The organism is Nonomuraea sp. NPDC023979, from assembly GCF_040639085.1.
Lineage (GTDB): Bacteria > Actinomycetota > Actinomycetes > Streptosporangiales > Streptosporangiaceae > Nonomuraea > Nonomuraea ceibae.
The window spans coordinates 26,387-53,093 of record NZ_JBEZZG010000035.1 but is presented as its reverse complement, the minus strand read 5'-3'; the positions used below and the strand labels follow the sequence as shown (position 1 = coordinate 53,093).

Annotated in this window: 19 protein-coding genes; 6 read left to right on the top strand and 13 right to left on the bottom strand. The window is 71.2% G+C overall.

Annotated features, from left to right (window positions below):
• Window positions 1-43: 43 nt before the first annotated feature.
• The 3 genes from AB0G11_RS39870 to AB0G11_RS39860 all read right to left on the bottom strand — a co-directional run bounded on the left by AB0G11_RS39870 (window position 44) and on the right by AB0G11_RS39860 (window position 8,133).
• On the bottom strand, window positions 44-6,001 hold the full coding sequence (locus AB0G11_RS39870; protein WP_357591854.1) for an RHS repeat-associated core domain-containing protein: 5,958 nt from the start codon (window positions 5,999-6,001) through the stop codon (window positions 44-46).
• A 718-nt stretch (window positions 6,002-6,719) separates the two neighbouring features.
• The gene (locus tag AB0G11_RS39865; protein ID WP_246644408.1) at window positions 6,720-7,493 is read right to left on the bottom strand and encodes an SDR family oxidoreductase; all 774 of its coding nucleotides are present in this window, start codon (window positions 7,491-7,493) and stop codon (window positions 6,720-6,722) included.
• Between the two features lie 61 nt (window positions 7,494-7,554).
• Window positions 7,555-8,133, bottom strand: coding sequence for a TetR/AcrR family transcriptional regulator (locus AB0G11_RS39860; protein ID WP_246644430.1), 579 nt, complete (start codon window positions 8,131-8,133; stop codon window positions 7,555-7,557).
• A gap of 512 nt (window positions 8,134-8,645) precedes the next feature.
• Here AB0G11_RS39860 and AB0G11_RS39855 point away from each other — a divergent pair.
• The gene (locus tag AB0G11_RS39855) at window positions 8,646-9,137 is read left to right on the top strand and encodes a hypothetical protein (protein ID WP_357591852.1); all 492 of its coding nucleotides are present in this window, start codon (window positions 8,646-8,648) and stop codon (window positions 9,135-9,137) included.
• A 34-nt stretch (window positions 9,138-9,171) separates the two neighbouring features.
• Here AB0G11_RS39855 and AB0G11_RS39850 read toward each other — a convergent pair whose 3' ends face one another.
• The gene (locus AB0G11_RS39850; RefSeq protein ID WP_219503027.1) at window positions 9,172-10,482 is read right to left on the bottom strand and encodes an FAD-binding protein; all 1,311 of its coding nucleotides are present in this window, start codon (window positions 10,480-10,482) and stop codon (window positions 9,172-9,174) included.
• Between the two features lie 161 nt (window positions 10,483-10,643).
• Here AB0G11_RS39850 and AB0G11_RS39845 point away from each other — a divergent pair, with 161 nt between their 5' ends.
• Together AB0G11_RS39845 and AB0G11_RS39840 are read left to right on the top strand one after the other, a co-directional pair.
• Complete coding sequence (locus AB0G11_RS39845) at window positions 10,644-13,814, top strand: BTAD domain-containing putative transcriptional regulator (protein WP_357591850.1); 3,171 nt, start codon at window positions 10,644-10,646, stop codon at window positions 13,812-13,814.
• Entirely contained in the window at window positions 13,811-14,332 is a 522-nt protein-coding gene (locus AB0G11_RS39840) for a hypothetical protein (protein ID WP_357591848.1), read from the top strand. Before AB0G11_RS39845 ends, AB0G11_RS39840 begins: the two co-directional genes overlap by 4 nt.
• A 70-nt stretch (window positions 14,333-14,402) precedes the next feature.
• Here AB0G11_RS39840 and AB0G11_RS39835 read toward each other — a convergent pair whose 3' ends face one another.
• From AB0G11_RS39835 to AB0G11_RS39805, 7 genes are read right to left on the bottom strand one after another with little or no spacing between them, the layout of a single operon-like run.
• Entirely contained in the window at window positions 14,403-15,362 is a 960-nt protein-coding gene (locus AB0G11_RS39835) for a BadF/BadG/BcrA/BcrD ATPase family protein (protein ID WP_219503032.1), read from the bottom strand.
• Complete coding sequence (locus AB0G11_RS39830; protein ID WP_357591846.1) at window positions 15,362-16,459, bottom strand: hypothetical protein; 1,098 nt, start codon at window positions 16,457-16,459, stop codon at window positions 15,362-15,364. The genes AB0G11_RS39835 and AB0G11_RS39830 overlap by 1 nt, the downstream gene beginning before the upstream one ends.
• Window positions 16,456-17,202, bottom strand: coding sequence for an SIS domain-containing protein (locus tag AB0G11_RS39825; protein WP_219503036.1), 747 nt, complete (start codon window positions 17,200-17,202; stop codon window positions 16,456-16,458). The genes AB0G11_RS39830 and AB0G11_RS39825 overlap by 4 nt, the downstream gene beginning before the upstream one ends.
• A 10-nt stretch (window positions 17,203-17,212) precedes the next feature.
• Window positions 17,213-18,022 (bottom strand): carbohydrate ABC transporter permease, encoded by an 810-nt coding sequence (locus AB0G11_RS39820; RefSeq protein WP_308125690.1) that lies wholly within the window; start codon window positions 18,020-18,022, stop codon window positions 17,213-17,215.
• Window positions 18,019-18,915 (bottom strand): sugar ABC transporter permease, encoded by an 897-nt coding sequence (locus AB0G11_RS39815; RefSeq protein WP_219503038.1) that lies wholly within the window; start codon window positions 18,913-18,915, stop codon window positions 18,019-18,021. The genes AB0G11_RS39820 and AB0G11_RS39815 overlap by 4 nt, the downstream gene beginning before the upstream one ends.
• Window positions 18,906-20,150 (bottom strand): extracellular solute-binding protein, encoded by a 1,245-nt coding sequence (locus AB0G11_RS39810; RefSeq protein WP_357591844.1) that lies wholly within the window; start codon window positions 20,148-20,150, stop codon window positions 18,906-18,908. Before AB0G11_RS39810 ends, AB0G11_RS39815 begins: the two co-directional genes overlap by 10 nt.
• 12 nt (window positions 20,151-20,162) lie before the next feature.
• On the bottom strand, window positions 20,163-21,047 hold the full coding sequence (locus AB0G11_RS39805) for a MurR/RpiR family transcriptional regulator (protein ID WP_219503054.1): 885 nt from the start codon (window positions 21,045-21,047) through the stop codon (window positions 20,163-20,165).
• A 178-nt stretch (window positions 21,048-21,225) separates the two neighbouring features.
• Between AB0G11_RS39805 and AB0G11_RS39800 the strand changes: the two genes are divergently transcribed.
• The gene (locus AB0G11_RS39800) at window positions 21,226-22,878 is read left to right on the top strand and encodes a bifunctional metallophosphatase/5'-nucleotidase (protein ID WP_357591843.1); all 1,653 of its coding nucleotides are present in this window, start codon (window positions 21,226-21,228) and stop codon (window positions 22,876-22,878) included.
• 111 nt (window positions 22,879-22,989) lie between these two features.
• Here the strand turns inward: AB0G11_RS39800 and AB0G11_RS39795 are convergent, their stop codons facing one another.
• On the bottom strand, window positions 22,990-23,970 hold the full coding sequence (locus AB0G11_RS39795; RefSeq protein WP_357591841.1) for a chlorophyllase: 981 nt from the start codon (window positions 23,968-23,970) through the stop codon (window positions 22,990-22,992).
• A 191-nt stretch (window positions 23,971-24,161) separates the two neighbouring features.
• On the opposite strand from AB0G11_RS39795, the gene AB0G11_RS39790 reads away from it, so the two are divergent.
• The gene (locus AB0G11_RS39790; RefSeq protein WP_308125691.1) at window positions 24,162-25,121 is read left to right on the top strand and encodes an AraC family transcriptional regulator; all 960 of its coding nucleotides are present in this window, start codon (window positions 24,162-24,164) and stop codon (window positions 25,119-25,121) included.
• 62 nt (window positions 25,122-25,183) lie between these two features.
• Here AB0G11_RS39790 and AB0G11_RS39785 read toward each other — a convergent pair whose 3' ends face one another.
• Window positions 25,184-26,140: an SDR family NAD(P)-dependent oxidoreductase gene (locus tag AB0G11_RS39785; protein WP_357591839.1), complete on the bottom strand. Its 957-nt coding sequence runs from the start codon at window positions 26,138-26,140 to the stop codon at window positions 25,184-25,186.
• 54 nt (window positions 26,141-26,194) lie between these two features.
• Here AB0G11_RS39785 and AB0G11_RS39780 point away from each other — a divergent pair, with 54 nt between their 5' ends.
• Window positions 26,195-26,614: a MerR family transcriptional regulator gene (locus AB0G11_RS39780; protein WP_357591837.1), complete on the top strand. Its 420-nt coding sequence runs from the start codon at window positions 26,195-26,197 to the stop codon at window positions 26,612-26,614.
• Window positions 26,615-26,707 lie beyond the last annotated feature (93 nt).

Here is a 26,707-nt window from a genome sequence, read left to right as displayed (position 1 = left end):
GGTCTCCGATCTCCAGGGTCGCGGGCAGGTCGCGGGCCGTTCGTCAGGGCGGGCAGATGGACGGATCAGAGGTACGGCCCGGCCAGCCGGGTCTTCCCGGCGGCGGGGAGTAGATGGGGAATCCCACGCACTGGTCGTTCTTCGCCGCGTCGCGGAGCAGTTCCTGGAACTCGTCGACGATCATCGCCGTCAGCACGCCGCAGGCGATCCCGACCTCAATTCTCTTCGATCCCAGAGTGCACGCCGCGGCCATGGTCGAGCCGAGTACGGCCCATACGAAGTCGCCCACGCCGTCGTTGTTGAGCCACTGATCCAGCATCTTCACGATGTGCCGTGGCAGCACGATGGTGCAGCCGGTGATGGTGCACTTCCAGCCGCCCCACTCTCCCTTGCCCTTCCACTCCCAGCCTCCGGGGTCCGGGCTGTCGCATCCCGGCAGGGACGGGATGGGCATGAAGACCTGGCAGCCGGGCTTCGGGATGCCGGGCACCGACGGCAGGCCGGGCACGCCAGGCAGGTCGGGGATGCCGATGTCGGGACGGAAGTCGCCGACCTTGTCGCCGATCGCGCACCAGCCGGAGCACACGCGGACCGGGCCGATGGGCGGAGGCCGGTATCCCCCGCCGCCGCCACCGCCCTGGTGGCCGCCGCCACCGCCGCCACCACCGCCGCCGCCGCGACCGGGCCCGGGGCGGCCGGGGCGGCCCGGCCGGGGGTGGTAGTCGCGGTCGGAGTCGCCGGGCGGGCGCACGTAGTCGCCGTCGCAGTCGTCGGACAGCAGCCGCGCCTTGCCTCCCCCGCCACCGCAGGAGGGCGCCAGGCCGTTCGGGTCGCTGCTGGTGACGGGGGTGTTGTTGGCGTAGCTGTACCCGTGCGACTGTTGCGGGTCGCCCAGCAGGAGCGGGTCCACGGAGACGAAGCGGCCGGTCTCCGGGTCGTAGTCGCGGGCACCGAGGTGGGTCAGGCCGGTGCTCGCGTCCGAGGTTCCGCCGACGAAAGTCCTCTCGTTCGGCCAGGTGGCGGGGGCCTGGCCGCGCTCGTCCCCGAAGGGGGTGAAGCGCCGCTGGGTGAGCGTCTGGTCGGCGGCGTCGACGGTGATCAACGCGGTTCCCTGGTGGTCGGGCACCAGGAAGTTCACGCCGGAGGCCGCGCGCGTCGCCAGCGTGCGGCCGTTGTGGGAGTAGGAGCGGACCGCCGACGGCTGGGCGGCGGCGGACGCCGTCGAGGCGCGCACCTCCATACCGGGCAGGTAGAGCGTGCTGCCGCCGGGATCGCGGCGGATGAGCCGCTTCCCGCCGGCGGAGTGGACGAAGGACGTGTCGGCGTCGTCCACCGAGACCTTGCTGAGGAACCCGGTGGCGTCCCAGGTGAAGGTCTTGTTCTCGGTGCCGGTCGTGTGTCTGGTGAGATTGCCCGCCGCGTCGTAGCCGAAGCTTTCGCCACCGGTGCCCGCGCCGCCGGTCTGGTCGATCGAGTCCAGCCGGTGGCCCTGGCCCGCGGGGGCGTTGCCGTAGGAACGGATGGTGTCGGCCTGGCCGCCGAGCCCGTGCCTGACCTCCCGGGTGCGGCTCCCGGTCACGTCGTAGGCGTAGCTGTGCCAGTACGGCGCGGGCCCGCCGACGACGGCGCCGGACGGCGCGGCGGCGCAATCGGTGGTGGCCTGGCTCCAGGACTGGAGGAGCCGCTGGAGATGGTCATGGGTGAAGCACTGGGTATCGGTGCCCGAGCGGGACACGTCCGCGATCGAGGTGATGGTTCCGGCCTGATCGTAGGTGTAGGTGGCGTTCCTGTCCGCGCCCGCCACGTCCTGGCGTTCGGCGCGCGCGGTGGCCAGGCGGCCGGTGCCGTGCTCGTAGGTGAAGGTCTGCCACACCTTCTTGCCGCCCGTGCTCAGCTCGTACTGCAGGGGGGCGCCGGTCGCCGAGTACGTGGTGGCGCTGACGTAGGTGCCGAGGCTGCCGGTGAGCCGGGTGGGCCGGGACAGCTCGTCGTAGGTGGTCGTCACGTTCTCGGCGGGCAGGCCGCCGGCCGCCGGGTAGCCGCGGCTGCGGACCGAGCCGTCCGGGTTGTAGGCCGTGGTGAAGGTGTAGTTTCCGGCCAGTGCGCCTTCCTCCTGCGGAACGACGACCGTGTACTTCACCGGGCGCCCCGCGTGGTCGTAGGCGTCGATGCGCTCGGTGTAGGCCCGCCCCTCGGAGTGGCGGGTCTGCTCGGTGAGGTCGCCCTTGCTCCGGGTGTCGTACGTCCAGGCCGCGATCAGCGTGCCGGTGGTGGAGCCCTCGCGGATCTCGGTGTTACGGCCGAGCGCGTCGTACTTCCGGACGAGCGTCCGGCCTCGGGCGTCTGTGGTCGTCACCGGCCGGTCCAGGTCGTCGTAGGTCGTGACGCGGGTGCCGGTGTCCGGGGCGACACTCCTGGTCGTACGGCCACGCAGGTCATAGGCATAGGACCAGGTGTTGCCCGCGGGGTCGCGCATCGTGGCCGGCTCGCCGCCGGGCCTGTAGGTGTAGGTCGTCTCCTGGTAGGAGCCGGACGGTGACGGGCCCTGATACTGGCGCAGGGCCGTGGTACGGCCCCGGGCGTCGGTGATGGTGACGGTGGGGGTGGCGCCATCGGGCGGATCCACGGCCACCCGGTCGCCGCCATAGGCGGTGACGGTACGCCACTTCTCCTGGACGTCGTTGCCGCCGACGACGAAGCGGCGCAGGGTCTCCCGGTTCAGCCCGTCGTAGGTGTACGTGAACTGCGACTCGACGTCGCCGGGCGTCTGGACGCCGAACAGCTCGGGCCGCGGCTCTCCCTCCGCGTAGTAGGGGTCGTACGTGCGGGCCACGTTGCCCCGGCTGTCGTAGAACGTGTCGGTGATGAGCCGTCCGCCGTCCGGTCCCTCGGTCTGCCGCTGGCGCGGGCGTTGGAGTCCGTCGAACAGCTCCTGGGTCACCTGGCGGCCTCCGCCAGGTGCCAGGGCCTTGGTGGTGACGGTGGCGATGCCGTCCTCGGCGACGACGTAGTCGTGCTCGACGTCTGGGGTCTCGGTGGTGGCGCGGCCGGGGAGCCACACCTTGGTGAGGCGGCCCAGCGCGTCGTGGGCGAAGCTGGTGGTACGGCCGGCCGGGTCGGTCCGCGTGGCCGGCACGCCGTGCGCGGGGTCGAGGGTCTCGGTCGTGACGTGGGCGGATGCGGCGTCGCCCGGGGTGACGGGCGGTCCGGTGGTGGTGATCCCGGTGGTCAGTCCGGCCGTCTCGGTGTACGCGGTCCGGGTCGTCCGGCCGAGCGCGTCCGTGACGGCCGTGACTCGTCCGTGGCCGTCGTACGCCGAGCGCGCGGACGGCACGTAGACAGGTGTGCCGTCGTCGTACTCTGCGATCTTCTCCACCCGGGTGGCGTCCCCCTTCTCCGGCGCGGCCCCGAAGGCGCCTCCGTCGTAGAAGGTGCGCACGTCGGAGACGATGCCGTCCGGCCGGGCGGGCGTGGCGGCGCAACGGGCGGCGACGGTCTCGACCCGGGCGGGCCGGTCGCGAATCCAGGCGGCGGCGTTGATCGCGTACGTCGTGCGCGTGCACAGGTCGTCGTCCTGGCGGGCGGTGTCGCCCTGGTCGTCCAGCTGGGTCGGCAGACCCGTGACGGTGTCGTACGCGGTGTCGGTGCGGGTTTCCCGCCAGGAGCCTCCGTCCACGGCGGTCCAGGTACGGGTGGTGGCGGTGCCGGTGAGAACCGCGTTGGAGGTGCCCCAGGAGCGGACGCGGGAAGCGGTCTGATGCTGCCAGGGCGTGTTGACGGTCTTGGTGTGTACGGATCCGCCCGGGCTGGTGTAGACGGTGCGCTTCACCTCGAACCCGGCCAGGGCGTTGTGATCGGTGTGCGTGCCGCCCTCGCCGTCGGAGACGGTGACGTCTTTGGTGCCACCGGAGGCGTTGAGCCGGTCGCCGTCCATGCCCCGCAGATACAGGTTCTCCTCAAGGGTGAGGGGTTCGCCGTCGCCACCGGTGCCGACCTGTACCCGCCCGTAGCCGCGCCACTGCGACCAGGTCTTCTCCTTGGCCTTGGCCAGGCCGTCGTCGTCGGCGAAGTGCCAGGCCGCGCCGCCCAGATAGCGGTAGCTGGTGACCATGTCCGGCGACCGGGCGGTGCGGTCCGACCGGATCACCTTCGTCACGACGTACTTGTGGAACCAGTCGCGGATCGGACTGTCGCGCCCTGCGGGCTGCCAGATGGCGGGGAAGCACCGCCTGGTGTTGGTCTCGGGGGCGGGCAGGTCGGACAGGGTGCAGTCCTCGCCGGAGTACTGGACCTCGATCTGGCCGCCGTACGCGTCGAAGATCGCGCCGAGCCGGTACTTGACGAACGGGGGGATGTCGTCGCCGACGCGGTCGATCCGGTTCTTCATCTGGACGTGGTTGAAGGTGACCTCGGGGAGCGTCACCGGCGTGCCGGTGGCCTTGCCCGTGTGCTCGATCCCTTCCAGCAGCAACGGCCGATCCACGTCGGCGTCTCCCCACCTGTAGCGCAGCCGCCAGGTGTCCACGTCGCGGTAGCCGCCGTCCGGCCGCCTGACCTGCGTGGTGATGTCGGCGAGCCGCTTACGGGACCAGAAGGTCGGCGAGATCAGCCCCTTCGCGGTGCACCCCGCCGCGCAGTTCTGGTCCCACGGCACATCGGGCCACCTGTCCGGGGAGCTGGCGATCTTGGCGGGGGCGCAGTCGAAGCCGCTGTCCGGGAGGCAGCGTTCCGCGGTGCCGAACACCATCCTGGCCGGGGGCGGGGCGAACAGGTCGTCGGACCGCAGGCCGTACTCGATGCGACTCAGCTGGCCGCCGCGCTCGTAGGCGACGTCGTCGGTCAGGGAGACGTTGCGGCCGTACCGGTTGCTCTCCTTGGCGTAGTAGTACGTGATGGCGTTGCCATGGGTGTCCACGACGTGGTCGAGGTTCCAGCGCCACGCCTGGCGGCACGACGACTTCGCGAACCCCGCCGGGTCATGGCACGGCTCGCCGGCCTGGTTGCCGAAGACCGGGGCCGTCCAGACCGAGCCGGTGCGCGGCCGTTCCGCGGTCCAGCCGGGCAGCCGGTCGCGGCCGAAGAAGTACTGGGTGCCGTCGGGTGTGGTGGCCTTCCAGTACTCGCCGTCGTCGTCGCCGTCCCCGCCGCGGCTCGGCCCGCCGGTGAGACGCTCGAACCGGGTGCCGTCGTCGCCACGCGTCCGCCACGTGCCGTCGGCTGCCTTGATGAGCTCACCGCCCCTGCCGTTCCAGGTGACGGTCGCGTTGTCGTACGCCCAGCACTGGTCCCCCGGGTCGACGCCGTTGCTCTTGGGGGCGCCGTCGTCCACGCACGCCTTGTAGCTGCGTTCGATGAACCCCGGCCACAGCGCGAAACCTTCGCCCACCCATGAGGACTGGTTGTTGGTGCTGGAGGTCCGGCCGTCCACCGAGCCGGAGGAGTAGCCGATCGCCGCCTGCGGCGTCAGTCCGCCCGGCACCGGCGGCACGCGCAACGGGTAGGACCAGCTGAAGTCGCCGGAGTTCCCGCCACCGCTCCAGGTCGCCGCCTCAGCCAGCGGTGTGGCCCGATAGTCGCCGAGCGCGCTCGCGGGACCGGCCTGGACGGCGAACACCGCCGACCCGGCGGCGACGTCGGCGGTCAGCGTCCGGGACTCGGCGTCGTTCTCCGCGGGCACCGGAGTGGTGGCACGGCAGGCTTCGGCGCCGGGGCTGGTCAGCGCGCAGTCAGGCAGCCGGACGAGCCGGAGGCGAGACCCATAGGAGCCGCCGTAGGCTTCGCCGATCCCGGAATAGGACACGCGCACTTCGGCCGGGCCCGCGCTGTCCACGGTGAACAGCAGCCCGCTTACGCCGGCCTTCGCCGCGGCGCCTCCGTCGAGGGCGCGCACCCGGGCGTTCCCCGTCGCGCGCAGTTCGGCGGCGTCGCCCGCGGACGGCCACCGCGGCCGCGCCACCCGCTCCCCCGCCCTTGAGTCGGTGGTGCGCGGACGAACCGGCACCCGCTCTCCCCGCACCGGAGGCCGGTCATCACCGATATCCGGTGCTCCCTTGACCGTCGGGAGCGAGTACGCCGGAGGGGCGGACAAAAGGCTTGCCACCGTGACGGCGACCGTTATCACGCATAACGACGCTTTACCTGCCCGCACAGAAGCCTCCCTGCGCCGGTGAACCGATGATGGGGCAGAGCTCATTGCAGAACGGGTTTCACCGGCCAAGGCGGGCCGACAGGGCAAATTCTAAAAAGGTCGGGAGGTCTCGGCAGCGGAGCTGATATTACGGGTATATATCTTTTCAAATGTGTTTACTGTCGCCGCACCCATGTTGTTGTCGGCGAATTACGGGCCGCGAGCGGTGCCCGGGCCGCCAGGTCGACGGCCCGGCTGCGGAAGCAGCGCGCTCACTGCATGCCCACGACTGCCTCCACCGTCGGCGAGCACGCAGGAGACGCCGGCCACGGACGGGGTGCCGGCCCCTGTTCTTGCGCCAGTCCGGTTCGGGTTCGCGCCAGATCACGTGCCGCCTTGCGGTACTCCCTCGTGCGGGTGCGGCGCGAGCATCTCGTACCGGCGCATGGCCAAGGCGCGCCCGGCCACGCCTCCGACGAGGCTCCCACTGCCCGGCCTGCGGCCCAGCGTTTCGGGGACAGGCGCTCGGCTGGTGGTTCCGCCCCGGGCGCTGGGGCTCGGCGGCCGGCGCCCGGGTCGTCGGCATGGCCTGTCAGACCGTCTTGGACTGGCCGCCGTCGATGACGTAGTCGGCGCCGTTGATGTTGCGGGCCTGTCCGGAGGCCAGGAACAGCACGAGTGCGGCGACTTCGTCGGGTTCGGTGAGTCGCCCGGTGTTGAAGCCTGCCTTGGCCGGGAAGCCGGTCAGGAAGTCCGCGACGGTGCTGCCGCCGGCCGCTGCCAGTGTTGCGCCGATGCCGTGCTCGCTCTCCCAGGCCGGAGTGCGGGTCGGTCCGGGAGAGACCGTGTTGATCCGCACCCCGCGCGGCCCGAGTTCCTCGGCCAGCGCCTTGCCCAGATTGGTCAGCGCGGCCTTGGAAGCTCCGTAATCGACGGTGGCGGGCTGGGGGAAGCGTCCGCGGATCGAAGAGATGTTCACGATCGCTCCTTGGCGTTCCAGCAGGGACGGCAGGGCGGCGCGGATCGCGCGTACAGCGGAGAAGAAGTTGACCTCGAACGTGTACTGCCATTGGGCATCGGTGATCGCGCCGAACCCTTCGAGCCGCGCGTCGAAAGCGCCCACATTGTTGATCAGCACGTCGATGCCGCCGAGGACGTCGGCGGCTTGGCCTACCGCCTCGGCCGGGCCTTCGGCGGTGGCCAGATCGACCGCGATCGGATGTGCTCCGGTGGCCTTGAGCTCCGGCCTGGCCGTGCGGGCCACTCCCGCCACCCGGGCGCCCTGGGCGATCGCGTCGGTGACGATGGCCAGCCCGATTCCCTGGCTCGCTCCGGTCACCACGACTGCTTTTCCTGACAGGGACATGACGCTCTCCATCTGTAATGTTCGTTCCAAATCGAGGGTAAATAAAAAAGCCGCGGCCGCCTCACAGGGCGGCGATCGTCGCGTCCACCACCTCCTCCAGTTGCTGTCGGTCGGTGGCGGCCTTGCCGAGCACCCGCAGCCCGTAGACGGCGTTCAACACAAACCTCGCCAGGGCGGCAGCACTGCGCTCACGCGTGATCTCACCATCTCGCTGACCACGCGCCAGGGCCGCCGCCAACGCCTCCTCGACGCGGGCGAAGATGCGCCGCACCAGCGCGGTGACCGCCTCGTCCTTGCCGGCCAGCTCGATCGCGGCGTTCACCGCCAGACATCCCCGCCGTCCGGGATCACCGAGTTCGGCATCGATCACCCCCAGCATCAACTGCCGGATGCGCTCCTTCACCGGCCCGGACTCCTCCAGCAGTGCGATATCGGCCTCGGTGTTGCGTTCGAGGTATCGGCGCAGTGCCAGCTCGTAGAGCCGGTGCTTGCTGGCGAAGGCGTTGTAGAGACTGCTGCGCCCCAATCCGGTGCAGTCCACCAGATCCTGCGCGGACGTGGAGGCGTACCCGCGGGCCCAGAACGCCTCCATGGCGGCGTCAAGCACCTGCTCATCATCGAAGCCTCGCGCCCGGGACATGACGATCAACCTACTCCATTAGTAATGGTCGTTTCAAATCGGCCGGACGGGGAGACTCGGCCTTGGCGTGCGGCTCGCGTGCCGACACCGCCTGATCGAACAACGCCCCGACCTCGCCCAGCTGATCGACCGCGTCTGAGCGACCAGCACCGGCAGGATCGGATAGCGGCGCTGGCTCCGATACGGACAGATCATTACGAAAGAAGATTAGATGCCCCTCTAAAGCCTGAAGAACCGCTTTCGCTACTGTGTTCCAAGATCAGAAGGGGGTGGCTGGGAGCGCGACCCCGTTGCAGCCAATGGGAGGATCGATGGGGAACGGTGGACGCATCCACCTGGTCCGGTGGGCGCGAGGCGGTCTTGCCCTCGCCTGCAGTGCTCTTCTCGCTGCGTGCGGAGGGTGGGCGCAACCGGACCGGTCTGCCCCCGACCTGGCGGTCACGCCAGAGACGCCTGCCACGGCGAGCCCGTCACCCTCTCCATCGGGTGCCTCGTTCGAGGGACGCGGTCCGGTGCTGTCTGTGAAGAAGGGGCCCTATCCGCACTCCGTTCAGATCGTGGACGCCCAGCTCAGTCCCGACGCTCCGCAATCCCCGGCGCCGCTGGGCCTGACCTACATCCAGCTCGTGTTGAAGGTCACCAGCGCTCCGGGACGCCCCCTCAAAGCCCCGCATCCCCAGGCGTACTGGGTGGTTCACTACGACGGCTGCAAGGCCGCCCAGGACGCCAACAGTCAGGTCGGCTGTGGTGGCATGGACAACGGGACCAACTACTTCACCGAAGAGGAAATGCACTCCCCCGAGTACGGCACCGGCGTCTCCAAGCAGTTCGGCGACCTGGCGGCGGACACTCCGTACTGGACCCGCGCCTGGCAACTGGTACCGGAGAAGGCCGACCTGTCGCGGGCTCAACTGTGCGAGGGGGTACGTACCGGAACCCCGGACAACTGCATCCCCCTCGGGACGGTTCGCCATGACAGCGGGCAGAGCCCGGCGGCAGGCTGACAGGCCTCGGCCGAGAGCAGTACGGGGTGGGAGCTCAGGCGAGGACTGGGAAGTTGCTCCGGAAGACCCCGTGCGGGTCGCGGGCGTGCTTGAGGTCGCGGAGGCGGGCCAGAGTCGCGCCCGTGAAGGCGCTCGCGGCGCGTTCCCCCTGGCCGAGGAAGGTGTACGGCTTGCGCCCGCTGGTGTGCGCCAGCAGCGAGGTGCTGAGTTCGCGTTGCCGTTCGGTGACGGCGGCGCCCGCCTCCGGGGTGGGGGACAGGCCGAAGAGGTAGAGGGCGTACGGCTCGGCCAGGTGGCCCGCGGCCGTGTCCGAGGGGCGGACCAGTGCGCCGCCCAGGTGCCGGAGCTGCACGCTGAGCAGCGGGTCGATGGGCCGCTCCAGCAGCACGTCGGCGACTTCCGGTCCCAGCCCGGTCAGCAGTTCCGCCCGGGAGCGGCCGGCGCCGGGATCGGTGGGTTCCGCGGTGATGGCGGGCAGGTCGGCGACGGCCATCATGGCGCGGGAGTCCGACAGCCCGCCGTCGATCTTGTCGAGCGGGCGGAGCAGCCGTTCGGCGTCCCCCTGCGAGCCGAGGAAAGTCACGTCCACGGCGACCATGGGCGGGGCGCCGGGGAAGCGCAGGAGGTCGTACCAGGCGGTGAGCTCTTCGGGCGCGTCGGCGGTGATCTCCCGGTAGGCCGCGAGGACGTCGCGGGCCTTGTCGCCCGGCCACAGCATCCGCCCGCCGTACAGGGCGGGAGCGGGGTGCAGGTCGAACTCGACGGCGGTGACGATCGCGAAGTCACCGCCGCCGCCACGGAGGGCCCAGAACAAGTCGGGGTCGCTGTCGGCGTCGACCCGGGCACGAGCACCGTCGGCGTCGACGACGGCGAAGGCGCGCACGCTGGAGGCGGCGAACCCGTGCTTGCGGCTGAACCAGCTCAGACCGCCGCCCAGCGTGTAGCCGGTGACGCTGACCACCGGGGAACTGCCCGCCAGTCCGGTGAGCGCGTGCCGGCTCGCCGCCTGCTGCACCCGGCCCCAGCTCACGCCGGCGCCCGCTCGGGCCCGCCGTTCCTGCGGGCGGATCACCAGCTCGTCCAGCCTGCCGGTGCGGAGCAGGATCACGTCGTCCACGTCACCGCTGGCGCCGTGGCCGTTCGGCTGGGTGGTGACGGTGAGACCGGCCAGGCGCGCGTGCCGTACCAAAGCCGCCACGTCGTCGGCGTCGGCGGCCTCCACGACCGCGCGGACGGGCTGCTCCACCGCCAGGTTCCACGGGCGGCGAGCCTGCTCGAAGCCGTCGTCCCCGGCCGCGAGCACGGCGCCCCTGACCACACTGCGCAGTTCGTCCCCGATGTTCATGTCGCATCCCCTTCGTCGGCGTTGGAGCAAGGCTCTCGCAGGTGAGCTGGGGTCGAGCTGGGGTCGAGCTGAGGTCCGGTTGAGGCGGGCGGCATATGCTGTGACCTCGGGGAATCTATCGGCAAAGTGGGATGATGCTGGCGTTTCGGTTGTTCGGTGCGGTGCAGGTTTCCGACGCCTCCGGCGAGCCGTACGATCTGGGCACGCGCAAGCAGCGGGCGCTCGTGGCGATGCTGGCGCTGGAGCCGGGTCGCGTAGTCTCGCTCGACCGGCTGATCGACGAGCTCTGGACCGGCGAGCCACCGGCCGGAGCCACCCGCACGCTGCAGGCGTACATCGCGCACCTGCGCAGAATCCTGGAGCCCGGCCGGGCGGCGCGCACCCCGCCGAGGGTGCTTCTCACCCGCGAGCCCGGCTACCTGCTCGCCGTCGCTCCCGGCCAGGTGGACCTCGGGCGCTTCGTCTCGTACGCCGAGGAAGGGCGGCTGGCCCTGGCGCGCGGCGAGCACCAGGAGGCGATCTCGGCCCTCGACCACGCCATGGCCCTGTGGACGGGCGATCCGCTCGGGGAGTTCGCCGGCCAGGAGTTCGCGCGGCCCACCGTGGCGCGGCTCGCCGAGGTACGGACCGCGGCGCTGGAGGACCGCTTCGACGCGCGGCTCGCACTCGGCGAGGCGGCCTCGCTCGTCCCCGGCCTGCACGACCTCGTCGAAGCACACCCCTACCGCGAGCGTGGATGGGCGCTGCTGGCGCTCGCCCTCTACCGCTCCGGACGCCAGGCCGACGCGCTGGCGGCGCTGCGCCGTGTGCGGGACCGGCTGTCGGAGGATCTCGGCCTCGATCCGGGACCCGAACTGCGCGGCCTGGAACAGGCCGTGCTCGGCCAGACGGCGGAGCTGCGCCCGGCCACACCTGCCCCTGAACCGCCCAGCCCGCCCGCCCCGGCGCCCGCGCCCGCGACGACCACGCTGATCGGCAGGTCGGACCAGCTCGCGGTGCTGGAACACCGGTTCGCCGAGACCCGCGCGGGCCGGGGCGGCGTCGTCCTGGTCACGGGCGAGGCGGGCGTCGGCAAGTCCAGGCTCGCCCAGGTCGCGGCCGAGCTGGCGCAGGCGCGCGGCTTCCGCGTCGCCTGGGGGCGCTGCGCGGAGGGTACGGCTCCCGCCTTCTGGCCCTGGACGCAGATCATCCGGCAGAGCGGCCACGCGGGCGAGCCGCTGTCGGGTGAGGCCCTCGAACCGACCCTGTACGGCCGGTTCGAACAGGCCGTCGCGGCCCTCACCGAGGACCCCTGGCCGCTCCTGGTGATCCTGGACGACCTGCACTGGGCCGACGCCTCCTCGCTGCGGCTGCTCGCCTACGCGGCCGGCCCCTTCTCGCGGCTCCCGGTCCTGGCGGTCGTCACCGTCCGTCCCGAGCCCGGCGACCACCCCCAAGAGCTGGGCGACACTCTCGCCGCGCTGGCCCGCCAGCACGGGGCGGACCGGCTGGAGCTGACCTCGTTCACCCTGGAGGAAGTCGCAGCCTACCTGCGCGCCAGGAACCTCGACGAGGAACCGGGCACGCTGCTGGAGCGCACCGGCGGCAACCCGTTCTACCTCGGCGAGGTGTTGCGGCTGCGGCAGAGCGAGCGCCGCGACCCCACCGCCGTGCCCAGGGGCGCGGGCGACGTGATCGACCGCCGGGTCGCCCGCCTGCCGGAGGAGACCCGCGAGCTCCTGCGCGCCGGGGCGGTCGTGGGGCGCGAGCTCGACGTCGAGACGCTCGTGGCCGTCACCTCCAGATCGGCGGAGGAGGTCATGCTCGCCCTGGAACCGGCTGTGGCGACGGGACTGCTGACCGAGCCCGCCGACGGACCCGACTACCGCTTCGGCCACGCTCTGGTCCGCCAAGCGCTGTACGGCAAGCTGTCCCGGGTCGAGCGAGCCCGCCTGCACCTGCGCGTCGGGCGGGCGCTGGAGCCGTACACCGCCGACGCCGAAGCCGCCACGCTGGCCCACCACTTCGCCCAGGCCGCCAAGGTCGGCGGCGCCGCCGACGCTGTACGGCACGCCGCCCGCGCGGCGGAGCACGCGGCCCGCCAGCTCGCCCACACCGAGGCCGTGCAGTTTTGGCAGCTCGCCCTGACCCACCTGCCGCCCGGCGACCAGGCCACCCGCGCCCGGCTGCTGATCGGCCAGGCGCACGCCAGGCGCGCCAACGGCGATGCCGAGGCCGCGGAGCGGGACCTGCTCGAAGCCATCGAGCTGGCCGACCGGCTCGGCGACCGCACCGCCATGATCGACGCGCTGAGCTTCTTCGGCACGCCCGCGCTCTGGTACTGGCGGCCCTACGGTCAGGTCGACGAGCGGATCGTGGCAGCCCTCGAAGGTCTGCTCGACGGGCCACTCCCGGACGACGACCGGGCCCGGCTGCTCGGCACGCTCGGCGTCGAGCTGCACTACGGCCCGAGGCAGGCCGAAGGCGAACGCCTCACCGCGCAGGCGATCGACCTGGCCGGCCGGACCGGCGACCGCATGCTGCAGGCGCGGACGTTGAGCAACCACCTGCTCGCCGCCTTCGTGCCCGGCCGTACCCACGAGCGCCGGGCCGTCGCCGAACGGATGGCGGCGCTGCCGGGACTGTCGCCGAGCACCGAACTGGTCGCCCGCGTCACCCGCCTGGCCTGCCTGTTGCGTACGGCGGAGCTGGACGAGTGGGACCGCGAGCTGGCCCGCTGCGAACGCCTCCTCGACCGCGACCGGCGGCCGGACCTGGAGGCGATGGTGCGCATCGCGCAGACCGGCCGCCACATGCTCGACGGCGACTGGGACCAGGTGGAACAGCTCGCGACCGGGCACGCGTCGCCGCGGTACGGCTCCAGCCTGTGGGGCGCGCCGTACCGGCGGCTGGCGACCGCCTACTCCCGCGCCCGGGCCCACGGTGAGAGCGGCACGGTGCTGGACGACCTCCTGGCCGCGGCCGAGGAGCGCCATCTGGAGCCCGTCCGGCCCCTCGCGATCCTCGCCGCCGCCGAATCCGGGCGGACCGATCTCGCCCACGACCTGATCGCCCGGTGGGGCGCCCGGATCAGGCAGGACTGGACCGCCGACTTCCTCACCCCCGTCTGGGGTCTCGTCGCCGCCCGCCTCGGCACCCCTTCGCCGCACGACCTGTACGAGACGCTCCTGCCATCCGCCGACCTGCTCGTCGTGCTCGGGATCGGCAGCGCGTGCTGGGGCTCCACCCATCAGGTCCTCGCCGAGCTGGCCGACCGCATGGGACGGACGGAGACGGCCCGCGAGCACGCACGCGCCGCTCAACACGCGCTGAAGGGCACAGGGCGAGGATGAGGTCGGGCTCGGCTCGATCCCCGCAGGATTCACCATCAGGACGGCCTGCCGCGACCGCGGCACTGCTGCGCGCCGAGGCCGGCCGCGAGCCCCACGACCGGGCCCTGCGCGAACTCATCGGCGAGCTGTCCACCCTCAGCACCGAGTTCCGCAGCCGGTGGGCCGCCCACGACGTCCGCATCCGCCACGACGGCGCCGAACGGCTGTGGCACCCCCAGGTCGGCCAACTGGAGCTGACCTACCAGTCCCTCGACCTGCCCCTGTCCGGCCGCACAGTGCCAGCCTGGCCGCCACCACGCAGGGCCAGGCGGCTCGCGCCCAGGGCTGACCCCGGCCTGCCGCACGCTCCCGCCGAGTCCGGGGCTCGTTCGATGATGAGAGCTACCGTCCGGTGCCCCTGCTGGCCGGGTTGCGTCAACGAGGTCCGGGGATGCGATGGGCAGCCCCCAATGTGGTCCGGACGCCGCTCACCCTCGGGCCGCTCCGTCCCCAGCGGGACACCGCCGCCAACGGCCTGAAGTGACCTGCGGGCAGATCGTCCGGTCGAAGGACTACGCGGCAGGTGACCACGATCACCGCGACCAGCCGTCATCCGTCCGCGGTGGTGAACCGCAGGTGTGCCGCCCGCGCCCGGCTGTCTCCCAGGTGTTCGAGGGCGGCGAGCCAGCTCGCCGCGCCCGGCCCGTCGCGGGCGGTGCGCAGACCGGTCACCTCCGCCATGGCCGGTACGGGCTCCGGTCCGGTCAGTGACCGCATGACGGCTCTGCGGACCGGGCCGTCGTTGGCCAGGACTCCGCCCGCCAGCACGACCGGTCCGGCGCGGTGTACCCGGCGGGCCGTGGCCACCAGGCGTCGTGCGGCCTCGTGGACGATCGCGCGGGCGTCGGGGTCGCCCAGGTCGGCCGCCTGCCCGACCAGTGGGGCGCTGGCCGCCAGCGCCATCCGGTCCGCCTGCGCTGCTCGGACGATGTGGTCGGCCCGTCGCCGGGGCGGGCCGGAGGCGCCGAACCGCTGTGAGACCAGCTCGGCGAGGGGGCCGTGCGGTGATCCGGCGTCCAGGGCGCGGACCGCGGCCCGTACCCCGGCCCGGCCGATCCAGAAGCCGCCGCCCTCGTCCCCGAGCAGCCACCCGAGCCCGTCGGCCACGCCGTCGATCTCCCGCTTCGCGAACCGGGCCGCGGCCGCCCCCGTTCCCGCGAGCAGCAGCGTGCCGGCCGGCGCGGGTGTGCCCGCGGCGTAGGCGACCGTGAGGTCGCTGACCAGGCTGGGCCGGTGGGTCAGACCGTGCTCGGCCCAGATCCGGTCGAGCACGGGAGCGAAGGCGTCGTCGGCCCCGGCGACCCCGGCCACGGACGCGGTCACCTCGGCGACGGGGAGAGCGTGGATCGCCTGGCGCAGGGCCGCCGCGATCGCCGCGCCTGCCGGGCCGGGCCCGTGGGCGGCCGGGTTGCCCCCGTCGGCCGTGCCGTGCCCGACTCTGGCGCCGGACGCGGTGTGCACGGCGACGCGGGTGGAGGTGCCGCCCGCGTCGACGCCTGCGAAGAGCATCAGGATTCCCGCCGCAGCAGCCGGGCGGCGCCGGGGTCGAGGGTGAAGGTGGCGGGGCACGGGTCGTAGGACCCGGTGGCGGGGTCGAAGGCGCAGGCCCGGGCGGCGAGCGTGACGGTGGTGGCGGTGTCGTGGCGGGCGTTGCACACGAACAGGTGCCGCTCGCCGTAGCGGCCGGCGACGACCTCGCCCGAGGCGACGAGACCGTCGCGGAGAGGGCGCGCGCCGTCGGGGAGCGGGCCCGTGTGCCCGGCCGAGATCCACGGCCGACGCGCCAGCTCCTCCGCCACCGGTCGCAGCCAGCGGGTGTTCAGCTCGCGGACCGCGGCGTAGCGCTCGGTGGGCCGCCCGTCGTCGACCAGGGCCGGCCGGAAGCCTTCGCCTCGCGAGGGGTCGGGCGTCCAGTAGGTGAAGTACTGGATGCCGGTGTAGCCGTAGGCCAGCGCGGTGTTGACCTGCCAGGCGATCTCGGCGGCCGTGGGCGTGCGGTGCCCGTCGTAGGCGAGTGTCTGGACGTACATCCAGGCCGGCACCTCGGCCTTGGCGGCGTGGGCGCGGATCGTGGCCAGATCGGCGAAGTAGCCGGGGTCGTCGCCGGAGGAGAGGAAGGGGTAGCGGTCGAAGGAGAGCAGGGCGGGCCGGACGGCCGACACGAAGCCGCTCACGTATTCGTCGTACGGGCCGGTGGCGTGGCTCGGGAAGAGGTTGACGTACGGCAGGAAGCCGCGCGACCGCACGGCCGACACGCCGATCGCCAGGCGTCCGAACCGGTCAGGCGTCGGCTCGTCCATCAGGCTGAGGCCGCGGAACGAGCGGTGGTCCCGGTAGTCGTCGATCACCCGCCCGATCAGCGCCCTGGTCTGCTCCTCGCCGGGGTCGAGGTCGCGCATGAGCACCTCGATCCTCGGGTCGGAGGCGACCAGTACGCCGAGCCCCGCCTCGTCGGCGCAGTTCAGCGCGTGCCGGATGGAGATCGCGTCGTTGAGGTAGTTTCCGGTGATGACCAGGTCGACGCCCGCGTCGGCGATCTGCCGGTAGCGCGCCACGGTGGTCTCGTGCGGGGGTGGTGGCCAGAAGGCCGCGATCGTCAGCGTCACAGCGCACCGATCCTGATGCGCCCGGCGTAGCGGGCCTGAAGGGCGTCGTTGTGCGCGTCGGCGCCGGGGATGTTGGCCGACAGGTAGGTGGGCGGGACCATCCCCGCCGCGCTCAGCAGGCCGATCGCCTCGGCGACCATCAGCTGCACGGCCAGCGCCGAGGTGATCGAGGAGATGCCGCACACCGGGCCGTGCTCGGTCTGCAGGACCGCGTCGCCGTACGGTGCGAGGTTGTCGATCACGACGTCGGCCAGCTCGAACAGCCTCTCGCCCGACGGGTGGCGTGAGGTGATCGCGCTCGTGTGCGCCATCGACGTGATCGCGACGAGCGGCAGCGCGCGCTCCTTGACCAGCTTCGCCATCTCCACGGTGGAGCCGTTGCCGCCGGAGTTGGAGGCAATCACGAAGACGTCCCGGGGGTCGATCGTGTGCAGGGCCAGCACCTGGTGGGCGGTGTCCGGATCGCGCTCGGCCAGCGGGTCGAAGTCGCCGGGTTTGGCCGAGCCGAGCACCACGGGGTCGCGCAGGGCGAGCCGGTTGGCCGGGATCAGCCCGCCGGCGCGCCCGGCCAGCTCCAGCGCGGCGGCCTCGGAATGGCCGGTGCCGTAGGCGTGGACCACCCCGCCTGCCCGCACCGCGCCGGCGATCAGCGCGCCCGCCTGCCTGATGGCCGGCAACTGGGTCGCCACAAGTTCGTCGACGCGTTCGCGCGTCTCGTCGGCGAAAGCTGTCACAAGGTCCACAGGGTGCTCCTCAACGGTTCATGCCGGCGGTGAGGCCGGCGACGATCTGGCGGGTGGCGAGGACGAAGAGCACGACGAGGGGGACCGTCGTCATCACCAGCCCGGCGAACAACGTCCCCCAGTCGTTCTGGAACTCGCCGAAGAAGTGGGTGAGCCCGACGGGCAGCGTCAGCTTGCTCTCGTCGCGCATCAGGACGAGCGGGTAGAAGAAGTCATTCCACAGGGGTACGAACTGGAAGACGATCACGGTCGCGATGGCGGGCCGCACCAGGGGCAGCATCACGTGCCAGAACGTCGCCAGGGGCCCGGCCCCGTCCAGCGAGGCGGCCTCGTCGAGCTCGCCGGGAAGCTGCCGGAAGAACGCGGTCAGCACGAACACGTTGAACGGGACCGATCCGGCCGCGTAGACGAGGATCAGGCCGAGCAGCGAGTCGATCAGCCCCATGCTCTCCAGCAGGTAGAACAGGGGCAGCACGCCGAGGTGCGCGGGCAGGGTCATGCCGGAGATGAAGTAGGCGGTGAACAGCCCGCGCCCGGTGAAGCGCCTGCGGCCGAGCGGATAGGCGGCCAGCAGCGACACGGCGGCGCCGAGCAGCACCGCCGTCACCACGACGACCAGCGAGTTGATGACGTACGTGGAGAAGGACGCCTCGGTCCACGCCTTGACGTAGTTGCCGAACTCCGGCCCGGCGGGCAGCCCGATCGGGTCGTCGAAGATGTCGCTGGTCGGCCGGAAGGAGCTCAGCAGCATCACGACCAGGGGCGCCATGGAGAAGACGGCGTAACCCCACAGCAGCAGCTTGATCCACAGGGTTTTCACGCCTTCCTCCTCAGTACGCGTTCGAGCAGGAGGGTCGAGCCGAAGATGAAGGTGAACATGAGGACGGCCAGCGCGGAGGAGGTGCCCATGGCGTTGACGTCGCCCGAGGCGAACGCCGCCCGGTAGAACAGCAGGCCCAGGACGTCGGTGGCGCCCGCGGGCGCGCCGTTGGAGCCGCCGAGCGCGTACACCAGGGCGAAGGTGTTCATGCTGCCGATGAAGCTCAGGATCGTGATGGTGCCCATCGCGGGGCGCAGCAGCGGCAGCGTGATGCGCCAGAAGACCTGCCACGCGTTGGCCCCGTCGGTCGTGGCCGCCTCGGCGTACTCCTGCGGGATGCCGCCGAGGGCGGCGCTGAACAGCAGCATGGGGAAGCCGACCCACTGCCAGGTGGTGATCGCGATGACGGTCGGCAGGGCGGTGGCGGGATCGCCCAGCCAGGGCATCGCCAGCCCGTCCAGCCCGGCGCCGCGCAGCAGCGCGTTGACCGGCCCGAACGTCGGGCTCAGCAGCAGGGTCCAGAGGTAGCCGATGACGAGCGGGTTGACCAGGTACGGCAGGGCGAACATTGTCTGCAGGACGCGCTTGCCCCGCCGTGCCCGCGACAGCGCGAGGGCCAGGGCCAGCCCGAGCGTGTTCTGCACGAGCATGGTGCCGGCGAACAGCAGGAAGTTGTGGCCGAGCGCGGGCAGGAGCTGGTCGAGGAACGAGCCGGTGAGCAGGTGCACGTAGTTGGCGAACCCGGCGAAGGTGTCGCGGAGCGTGCCCTTCCAGGTGAAGACGCTGTAGCTCAGCCCGGTGAGCAGCGGATAGATGACGAAGAGCGTGTACAGCAGGAAGGCGGGGATCAGGAACAGGTGCGACGATCCCCGCCGGGTGGTGCTCACAGCCATGTGGCCACGCTCTGGTCGAGCTGCCCGGCCGCTTCCTCGGCGGTGATGCGGCCCAGCAGCATCTCCTGCAGCGCCTTGGAGAAGACGGTCTGCGAGGACGGGTTGCCGTACGCGAACTCGTTCATGAAGTACGTGGCACCCTGCTTGTCGAAGGTGGTGGACACCTCCTTGAGCAGCGGGTCGGTGGGCGTGACGCCCGGCACGGCGGAGAAGACCCGCAACGTGTCGGTGTAGAGCTGGCCGTACTCCTTGGAGGCGAGCCAGGCGGCGAACTTCAACGCCTCCGCCTTGTGCTTGGTCTTGGCGTTGATGCCGTACGAGCCGTCGGTGAAGCCGGGCATCAGGCCGGGTCCGCCGCCGGGCGCGGGCGGGGTGAACACGCCCAGGTCGATGTCCTTGGCGTTCTCGGTGAAGAAGTTCAGCTCCCACAGGCCGCCGGGGAACATGGCCGCCTTGCCGGACGAGAAGAGAATCTGCGCGTCGGTGTAGGAGACGCCCGTCATGTGGTCGGGGAAGTAGGGCCGGAGCTTGTTGAGCTGGTCGATGCCCGCGACGAACGCGGGGTCGGTGAACTTCTTCTTCTTGGCCCGGACGTCGTCGAGGAAGGCGTCGCCGCCCCAGTTGGCGGTGCCGAAGATGCCGGCCACGATGGGCAGCATCCAGTCGTCCTTGCCGCCGAACGCGAACGGGACGATGTCCTTGGCCTTCAGCTTCTCGGCGGCCGCGATCATGTCGGCCCAGGTCTGCGGCGGGGTGAGGCCGTTGTCCGCGAAGATCTTCTTGTTGTAGATCACTTGTAGGGTCTGTACGGCGAACGGGACCCCGTAGACCTTGCCGTCCTTGTCGCCCTTGGCGGAGCGCAGCACGTCCTCGTCGTAGTCCTTGAGGCCGGGGATGTCGGCGGTTTCCAGCGGCAGCAGCCGGCCCGCCTCGACGAGCGGCTGAATCTTGGGGCCGGCCCGCAGCCAGGCCAGGTCGGGGCCGCTGTCGCCGGCCAGCCCTGTGGCGAGGATCGTGTCGTACTCGGTGGAGGTGGTGAAGGAGCGGGCGTCGACGTCGACGCCCGGGTTGAGCTTCTCGTACGCCGCGAACATCTTGTCGAAGTTCTCCTCCGGGCCCCATCCCCAGACGGACAGGGTGACCTTGTCCTGGGACTGGGCGGGGGTCGAGGGCGAGCTGGGCGCGCAGGCGGCGACCGACAGCAGGACGGCGGCGGCAAGGGGGGCCAGACGCATGAAGGCTCCTGGTCAGCGTTGGGGCAGGCGGTGCTTGGCCACCGCCTCCGTGGCGGCGGTCAGCAACTGGTCACTGGTCTCGTGGGTGCGCTGGACCACGCCGATGTACAGGCAGTCCAGGACGAGCATCTGGGAGTGGCGGGCGGCCACTCCTCCGGCGCGGAAGGGGGTGTCGCGCGCCGCGGTGGTCAGGACGACGTCGGCGACCTCGCCGAGCGGGCTGCGGGGGAAGTTGGTGACGGCGATGGTGGTGGCGCCGCGCTCCTTGGCGATGGTCAGCGGCTCGACGACCTCGGCCGTGGTGCCGGAGTGGGAGATGCCGACTGCCACGTCGCGATGGTCTCGCGCGTTGGCGCTGCAGACGGCGTTGTGCACGTCGGTCCACAACGCGCACGGCCGGCCGATGGCGTGCAGCCTGAGGTGCAGGTCCATGGCGACGCCGGCGCTGCCCGCGACCGCGAAGAAGTCGATGAACCTGGCCCGCACGAGAGCGGAGACCGCCCGGTCCACGGCGGTGACGTCCAGGTGCGCCGCGGTCTCCTCCATGGCGCGCACGTCGCTGGCCAGCAGGCTGCGCAGCACCACGCTCGCCGGGTCGTCGGGAGAGAAGGCGATGAGCGCCGTATCGCGCGGATTGGCGTTCGTCCGGCCCTGTTCGGCGGCGAGCGCCAGCCGGAGCTCGGGGTAGCCGGCCAGCCCCAGCTCGCGGCAGAACCGGGTGATGGTGGTCAGCGAGGTGGCGCAGCGTTCGGCCAGCTCGGTGATGGTGGACGCGGCCACGGCGGCGGGCTCGGCGAGGATCATCTCGGCGATGCGCCGGTGGGCGGCGGTCAGCGTGGGCTCGACGCCACGGATGCGGGTGAGGATGGAGGAATAGTTCTCTGCCGGCTCGGCCATGGGAGAAATTTGCTCCATCCATGTTCTGTATGTCAATAGTTCACCAGAGTGAGCTGGGTCGGGACGGATGGTCGTGTTAATAATTCCCCTGACCTACACCCATCTACGGGAGTCTTTACTTTTTCGCGGAGGCGTGGCTACGCTCGCCCCGCGACAGACACCCCCCGAAGGGACGCACATGCGTAACCTGCTCACCACGCTGCTGCTGGGCGGAACAGCCCTGCTGCCCGTCCAGGCCGCCACCGCCGCCACGACCGACACGGTCGACATCCAGCTCCTCGGGATCAACGACTTCCACTCGGCGCTGCCGTCCAGCGTCGCCATGACGCCGGACGGCCCGATCGAGGCCGGCGGAGCCGAATACCTGGCGGCGCACCTGGACCGCCTCCAGCGCGACAACCCGACCGGCACGCTGCGGCTCGCGGTAGGCGACAACATCATCAACAGCCCCGCCTCCGCCGTCATGCACGACGAGCCGGGCATCGAGGCGCTGTCCCTCATGCGCCTGGACGCCTCCAGCGTCGGCAACCACGAGTTCGACCGCGGCCTGACCGAGCTGCGCCGGCTGGAGAACGGCGGCTGCCACCCGACCGGCTGCGTGCTGGGCCGCTTCGCCGGCGCATCCTTCCCCTACCTGGGGGCGAACATCGTCGACACCACGACCGGCAAGCCCGCCTTCGACCCCTACATCGTCAAGACGGTGAAGGGCGTCAAGGTCGGCGTCATCGGCGTGACCTACAAGAGGTCCCTGTTCGAGGCTCCCTCCCCCACCGCCCCGCTGGAAGGGCGCGACGAGGCCGAAGCCGTCAACACCTACGTCGGCGAACTCAAGGCCAAGGGCGTGCGCACCGTCGTCGTCCTGCTCCACCAGGGCGGCGGCCAGACCGGCGGCGGCCTGCCCAACGCGTGCGGCAACCTGGCAGGGCCGGTCAAGGACATCGTGGCCAAGTTCGACCCCGAGGTCGACGCCGTGTTCTCCGGCCACACGCACAACCCGTACAACTGCGTGATCAACGGGATTCCCGTCACCCAGACGTCCGGCTTCGGCCGCGAGGTCACCCGGATCAAGCTCACCGTCGACCGCGCCACCGGCAACCCGGTCGCGGCGAAGGCCGACAACATCACCACCACCCACGACATCCGGCCCGACGCGCGGATCGCCGCGCTGCGCCGCCGGGCCGACGAGCAGGCCCACCGGCTGATGGACCGGCCCATCGGCATGATCCACCGTGACCTCACCGCGAGCCGCAACGCCGCCGGGGAGTCCACGATCGGGCACGCCCTCGCCGACGCCCGTCTCGCCGCCACCTCGTCCCCGGAGACCGGCGGCGCCCAGATCGCCGTCCAGCCCCCGTACGGCGGCGGCATCGGCGGCGACCTGTACGCCTCGGCCATGGGCAACGACGTGGCCAACCTGGTCACTCACGGGGAGGCGATCCGCGTCCAGCAGTTCGGCAACATGCTCGTGACGATGACTCTGACCGGTGCGCAGGTCGAGCGCTTCCTGGAGCAGCAGTGGTGCGGCCAGGGCACGCCCCGCGTCCTCGGCGTCTCCCAGGGGCTCACCTTCACCTACGACAACGCCAGGCCCGCCTGCGACAAGATCGACCCGGCGACCATCAAGCTCAACGGCACGACGATCAGCCCTGCCGAGAAGTACCGGGTGACCGCGAACTCCTTCATCGCCGAGGGCGGCGACGGGTTCAGCGTGCTCACCGAGGGCACCGACCGGGTCGAGAAGGTACGCGACATCGAGGCGCTGGAGGCCCACATCCGCGCGAACAGCCCGCTCCAGCCCCCGGCGCTGGGCCGCATCACCCGCCTCAACTGACAGACAGCCCGGCCGCCCGGAAGCGTCAGCTCGACGGCTGGGGCACGACGGCGGCCGGGATTGGCCCGCTGAGCGAGGCCCGCGGTACAGCACGTCAGCGTACGCAGGGGTCTACTTGGACTCGACGCGTCCGATCGGGGTGGTGCTGCCGTCGAGCGCTGCGGTGGCCCGCGTCCAGGCCGGATCATCGGGGTAGAGCTCGCTCCGCACGTAGGCCCAGATGAGCGCGCGTACGGCGGCAACCCGGTCGGGGTTCTCGTCGGTGGTCTCGACCGCGTCGAAGGTGGAGATGCCGCCGAGCCCGTGCTCGGCGTCGAAGATCTCCAGCCGGGTCTTCGGCCCGGGCGCCGCGACGTAGGGGTCGCTGCGCCAGTCCTGCCGGTCGGAGAAGAAGGGGTTCCAGTCCTTCTCGCCGACGACGATGAGCGCCTTGGGCGTCATGCCGTCGAACCCGGTGCTGGTGAGTGCGGTGTAGAGCTGCGCCGCGGGACCGTTCAGGTCTTCGCCGCAGCCGGGAGCGGCGATCATGACGCGGGCGCTGAAGCGGTCGTCGACGGCTCCGACCGTCGACCCGTCGCTGGTGTCGGCGATGGTCTGTCCCGAGACCAGGCCGACGGTGTGACCTCCGGCCGAGTGACCGACAGCGGCGATGCGGCCTGGGTCCAGGCGCCCAGCGAGTCCCGGAACGGCGCGTTCGATCTCGCCGAGGTGGTCCACGACCTGGCGAAGATCGTCGGCGCGCGACTTCAGGTACAGCGGCGCATCCGGATCGCCGGCCTCCCGCAGGCCGAGGAACGTGGCGTCGAGGTGCGTGGGCTGGATCACGACGAAGCCGTGCGCGGCCCAGAAGTTCACGAGCGGACCGTATCCGTAGAAGGAGGGGACGAAGGTCGACGGGCCGTGTCCGTGCGAGAAGACGATGACCGGCAGGTCACTGCCGACGGCCGGAGCCGTCACGCGAACCGCCAGCGGAACGGGGCGCCCTGGGACATCGATCAGGACGGGGTGGTACGAGGAGACGGGCTCGGGGTCCGGCACCGGGATGCCGGCAGCGTATGTCGTCGGGTCTTTCGCAGAGTCGTTGAGTGCCATGGAGTGCTCCTTGAGGATCGTTCCCGTTGCCCAGGTGGAGGGCCCGGCGAGCCCTTCGCCTTCCGTCGCGGTGCAGCCGGAGCCGGGTGGCTGCCGGATTTCCGAGGAGTGGGTCACGCTTCCAGCATGGGTGGGATCGGGCGAACGATGAATGCTTGACGGTGCGGATTTCCTTCGCGATAGTTCGGAGCGTGGTGGTCGATCAGTTGTCGGAGGTGTTCGATCTCCTTGAGGTGCGCGGCCAGGTCTCCGGCGCGTTCGCGGTGGGGGGACGATGGGTCACGCGGTCGGTGATCACGAGCCCGCTGAAGTTGACGGTGATGGTGCACGGCCGGTGCCGGCTGTCGGCCGACGGGCTGGAGACCCCGATCGAGATGGAGGCCGGTGACGTCGCAGTCCTGACCGGCCGCTCCTGGATGCGTGCCGAGGGCGGCACCGGTGACGGTCCGCCGGTCGAGTTCGTGCCTGAGCCGGGTGATTACGCCCTGCGCGTCGGCGGTGCGGACTTCGCCGCCGACGACGTCATCCTCGGCGGTCACGTCGAGCTGAACCAGGCCGGCGCGGCGCTGCTGACGCAGGCGCTGCCGCCGGTGGCGCTCGTTCGCTCCTGCCACACCGCCGCGCCCGCCCTGCGGGCGTGCGTCGACCGGCTGGTCGAAGAGGTGACGGCCGAGCGGATGGGTGCGGCCTTCGCCGTACGCCAGCACGCCCAGCTGCTGATCTTGGAGGTGCTCCGGGCGTACCTGAACCAGGCCGAACTGCCGCCGGGGTGGCTGCGGGCGCTGACCGACGACAGCCTGCGCCCCGCGCTGACCCTCATGCACCGCGAACCCGGCCGGCCCTGGGGGCTGGCGGAACTGGCCCGTGCGGCGGCGATGTCGCGGACGTCGTTCGCCGTGCGCTTCCGCTCCGTTGCCGGTGTCCCGCCACTGACCTACCTCAGCTCCTGGCGGATGCTGCTGGCCCGGCGGGCGCTGCGCGACGGCGACGTCCGGATCGGGGAACTGGCCGCGCAGCTGGGCTACACCTCCGAGAGCGCCTTCAGCACCGCCTTCAAGCGAGAGGTGGGCGAGGCGCCCCTGCGCTATCGACAGCGGCACCGGCGAACGTCTCCGGTCACGGCACCGGCCTCCAGCCCTTCGGCTGCGTAATGCTCAAGACACCCTGCTCTCCGGCAGGCGCACGAGGTGTGGCGCGTGACCTCACCCCTGGGTCAGGAGAAGCAATCCAGCCCGGTGAGTTCGCCGGAGAGGGCCCATAGCCGAGATGCGGAATCGGAATCGGTCGCCCACGGCTTGACGCCGCCGACGAGCATGTCCTCGGTGGTCGCGGGCTCGGCAATGTCGCAGTCCTGGCAGTACGCGCCGCCGTACGCGTCGAGCAGGGGCGAGGTGGCCGCCCACACGGCCGTCGCCGCACCCTGCGCCGGGGTCTTGAAGCCGTCGGCCTGGCGGCCGTCCGAGGTGATCCAGCCCTGGGCGACCTGCTGCTCGCGGGGGATACGCCGTTGCAGCGGAGTAAGAATGCTGCCCGGGTGCACCGCCAAGGCACGCATGCCACTGGCTGCGCCGAGGGCGTCGAGATGGACGGCGAACAAGGCGTTGGCCGTCTTGGACTGCCCGTAGGCAAGCCAGTGGTCGTAGCCGCGGCGGAAGTGCGGGTCGTCCCAGCGGATGTCCGACAAGAAGTGCCCGGACGAGGCGACGGACACCACTCGCGCCCCGGTAGGGGCCAGGGCCGGACGCAGGCGGTTGACCAGGGCGTAGTGCCCGAGGTGGTTGATGGCGAAGTGCGCTTCCCAACCCGGACCGATGGGCGTGTTCGGGTAGGCCATGACACCCGCGTTGGCGATGACGATGTCGAGGCGCTGGCCGGTCTCCAGGAGCCGGTCACTGAACGTCCGGATGCTGCCGGGGTCCGCCAGGTCGAGTTCCCACACCTCCGTTCGCGGAATGCCGCACAGCGCCTGTGCCGCCACGGCAGGGCGGCGGGCGGGCACGATGACATGCGCCCCGGCACGGGCCAGCGCGCGCGTGGCCTCCAGTCCAAGACCCGAGTAGCCGCCGGTGATCAGGACGTTCTTGCCGGACAGGTCGATGCCGGCCAGGACGTCGTCCGCCGTGCTGCGTGCGTTGTATCCCGAGCCGATCTTGTGTTGCGTGATTGTCATGTGCTCGACGTTAAAATCTAGAGTGCAATCTAGGTCAAGCTATGGCGGTGCGGCATGAGCAGGAACGCGGACGGCCTGTCCATCGGAGACGTCGCCAAGGCGACCGGCCTGGGCGTGCACGCCTTGCGGTTCTTCGAACGTGAGGAACTCTTCATCCGTCCGATTCCGCGCACGGCCGGAGGACAGCGCGTCTACGAACCGGCGGACGTGGAGTGGCTCCTGTTGTGTAACCGGCTACGAGAATCCGGCATGCCCATCGCCACCCTGAAGAGGTTCGCTCGGCTCGTCCGGTCTGGTCCGGGCAACGAGGCGGAGCGGCTCGCACTCCTGGAGGAGCACGAAAGAACCGTCCGGGACAGGATCGCCGATCTGACGGCCAGCCTAGAGATCATCCATGACAAGGTCGTCATCTATCGCAAGCACGTCGAGGAGGGAACCGCGACCGGACTCTGGTCACCGATGCCCTCCGCGTAGCTGTGGCCAAGACTGCCTCCCGCACCCGCTGTCCGCACCTGCTAGCCGCTCGATCCGCTTGGGCGTGGGCGGCTCCGAGCGGGGTGGGGCCTC